Source organism: Campylobacter sp. RM12640 (genome assembly GCF_020137595.1).
Taxonomy (GTDB): Bacteria; Campylobacterota; Campylobacteria; order Campylobacterales; family Campylobacteraceae; genus Campylobacter_E.
In genome coordinates this window covers 1-3,123 of record NZ_JACGAU010000045.1, presented here as the reverse complement: position 1 = coordinate 3,123, position 3,123 = coordinate 1, and the positions used below count along the sequence as shown (strand labels likewise).

Genomic DNA, 3,123 nt, shown 5'->3' with positions numbered 1-3,123 from the left:
GGGGGGCGTGAGCCCAACGCCGTAACGAACCCCGCCCCTTGTCTATATTATACAATTTTGCGAGATTTTAAAAATTCGCCCCTTAAATGCCTATCACATAGGCATTTAAGCCCTATTAAGTTTCACTTAAGAAAACCCCATTTTTTACCCATTTTTTAACTTAGTTTTGAAAAAAAATATTAAAATATAAAGTAAAATCCTAAAAACAAAAAAATCATAACATTAAGTTTATTTTAAGTATTAAAAAGATACTATTCGGAAATTTAACTCATAGAGAGCAAAAAATATTTAAGATACTATGAAAAAAATTGAAATTTGGTTGCGAAAGAGGGATTTGAACCCCCGTCCTTCGGGTTATGAGAAAAGCGTTCCATTTTTTTAATTTTATTTAGTAATATGTTAATTTTTAATTAAATCTTTATTAGCCAAATAAGGATTTGATTAATGGCTAAAAAAAGAAAAATTAAAGAATTTGGATATTTTAAATTAACCCAAGAAGATATTAACGAAACCGAAAACCTATTTAAAGAACTTTTAAAAACCGACACTCTTCAAGCTAAGATTTTATATTTAAACATTTTAACAAGCGATTACATAGAACATAGCGTAATAAATGGACTTTATTCCCCCTTAGAAATTTCTGCTGCTTTATATAACTTAAAAATGTATTTTAATAATGATGTTTTTAGCACAAGTTTAGATTTTTTAAACTTCCATAAACAAGGAAATTAACCTTGATTAAATATGGGATTAGCGATTATGATTTATATTTATGTCAAATAAAACTATTAAAATCTTTTACTTTTCAAGCTTGTTCTAAATTGCAAGATATTTCAAATCAAGATTACATATTAAAACTTAAAGATATTTCTTATAATGCAAATATAAATATTAAATATTCTTATGAATTGTTAAATATAATTAATTCTTACAATGACTTTAATATAACTTTACATTCTAACATACCTTTATTTATAACAATAACCCTTGATGGTTGCTATCGTAGAATGGTAAAAGGCGATTATTCAGAATTTAACGAAACTAGACTGAAAAAAGAATTTCCAAAGCATTTAAGACATAAGTATTATTTAGAACTTCCTTTAACCATTAAAGAATGTTATGAAATTTTAAATTATCAGCATAAAAAAATGCGCGATAGGTATTTAAATAAATATAAAGATGTAAAGCACGATTTTATAAAAGTTCCCGAACCACATAAAAATGGAATTCCACATATTCACGCTTTATGGTTTATTCCTAATGATAAATCCTTAATTAAATATTTAAAAAAAATATTCAAAGAATGTTGCCCTGCTCCCCAAAACCACTCGCAAAAAGGCTTAACAATAGACCAAAAACGAAATAAAGAAACGCAAGGATTTCAACTAAGTGTAAGCAACTCAACGGGATACATTGTAAAGTATATTTTTAAAACATTTAGAAATATACATAAAAATGATTTTAAAATTAATAAATTAAATGCTTGGTATATTCATCATAAAATAAGAAGACTTACACGCTCTCACATAAAAACATATAATAATTATAATTTTAGCTTAGGCGTATATCGTAAATTAAGGGGTTTTTTATATTCATTAGGTTACAAAAATATAAGCTTAGTTTTATGGGAATTTTTTAATGATGAAAACTGCTTTATAAAGTATAATTTAAACCCTAAAAAAGGTGATATATTTATTAATTTAGGTTTGCGTTTTGTGGATATTTATTACACTAAAAAAGAAACTATCATAATCAAATACTTAAACAATGAAAAAACTATTATTAAAGAAAAGCAAGTAATAAAAAATAAAACCTATGTTTTATTATATGACAAGGAAATTTTAAATTACACTTATAAATTATATTACGAAGATTTTATTTCAGCCTAAGGATTTATAATGTTATTAAAAGAGCTTTTTATTATGTATTTTAATATGTATTCAAATACTTTAAAACCTAGCACATACTTAAGTAATTACCATACTTTCCTAAAACATTTTAATAATACAAATATGGGTAATACTGAAGTAAAAAATATTAATTTTATAACCTTACAAAGTTTTATAAATCAACTTTTAGAACAAGGATATAAGCCAAAAACGGCTAAGAATATATTATCAATTTTAAGCGTTACATTGGAGTTAGGCGAACGCTTAGGGCTTATTGAGAGAAATTATTGCAATCTTGTTAAATTACCTAGATTTGATAATAAAGTTTATTTTAGACATAGCACACAAACCCAACAAGATATAATTAAGGCAATTATTTATGACGATAATAAATACAAAGATATTTTTTTATTCTTACTACACGGAAGAAGAAAAAACGAAGTATTAAGCCTTAAGTGGAAAGATATAGATTTTATAAATGAAAGCTATATAATACGCTCCGAAAATTGTAAAATCTCTAAAACTATGGAATATTCTTTAACCCCTTTATTAAAATATAGATTAAAAGAGCATTATAAAAATACTCTATTTAACTCACCTAAAGATTATGTATTCACAAACCCAGATACAGCAAATAAATATATAGATTTACGCAGAGCTTGGAATAACTTTTTAAATAAAAACAATCTACCAAAAATGAGACTTCACGACATAAGGCATTTAATAGGAACTTATGCTATTAATCATTTAGGACTTAGTATGGAAAGCGTAATGCTTACCTTAGGACATTCAAACATTACAACTACACACGGCTACTTAACACGCAATAAAAACCTTTCAAAAATGGTAATTAATAGCATTTTAGAAAGTATCATTATTCCTAATAATAATGATGATTTACAGAAAGCCGAGTAAATAAAAAAACTTCAATTGGGGTTATTAGGGGTTTACCCCTAATTAACAACGAACACGCCAAAGCGTGTGAGTGGAAGCATTGAAAAACGAAGTTTTTCACACTCTACCTATTTTAACGCATAAAAACGCCCTTTATTTCAAAAATCTACTAAAAACAATGATAACTCTTTCTTATCAGCCCTTAATAACTTTAAGCTTAATTACGCTTATTTAAAAGCTATATCTTAGAGTTTATAAAATATAATGCTAAATTATGTAAAAAGAGCAATAAAGGGCGTGAGTTATGGCGGGGGGCGTGAGCCCAACGCCGTAACGAACC

The 3,123-nt window shown here is 26.3% G+C and carries 3 protein-coding genes; all 3 read left to right on the top strand.

Going from position 1 to position 3,123, the window contains the following annotated elements; all coding sequences use genetic code 11:
* The first annotated feature begins 444 nt into the window (after window positions 1–444).
* Genes AVBRAN12640_RS09755 through AVBRAN12640_RS09745 form a run of 3 tightly spaced genes read left to right on the top strand, consistent with a single transcriptional unit; the run spans window position 445 to window position 2,804 of the window.
* Window positions 445–732, top strand: coding sequence for a hypothetical protein (locus AVBRAN12640_RS09755; protein WP_336609155.1), 288 nt, complete (start codon window positions 445–447; stop codon window positions 730–732).
* Between the two features lie 2 nt (window positions 733–734).
* The gene (locus AVBRAN12640_RS09750; RefSeq protein WP_336609156.1) at window positions 735–1,889 is read left to right on the top strand and encodes a rolling circle replication-associated protein; all 1,155 of its coding nucleotides are present in this window, start codon (window positions 735–737) and stop codon (window positions 1,887–1,889) included.
* A gap of 9 nt (window positions 1,890–1,898) precedes the next feature.
* Complete coding sequence (locus AVBRAN12640_RS09745; RefSeq protein ID WP_336609157.1) at window positions 1,899–2,804, top strand: tyrosine-type recombinase/integrase; 906 nt, start codon at window positions 1,899–1,901, stop codon at window positions 2,802–2,804.
* Window positions 2,805–3,123: the final 319 nt, after the last annotated feature.

What these genes read in the sequence shown, in the direction of transcription:
- AVBRAN12640_RS09755 (WP_336609155.1), top strand. Translation starts at nt 445, where the DNA reads ATGGCTAAAAAAAGAAAAATTAAAGAATTTGGATATTTTAAATTAACC.
- AVBRAN12640_RS09745 (WP_336609157.1), top strand. Translation starts at nt 1,899, where the DNA reads ATGTTATTAAAAGAGCTTTTTATTATGTATTTTAATATGTATTCAAAT.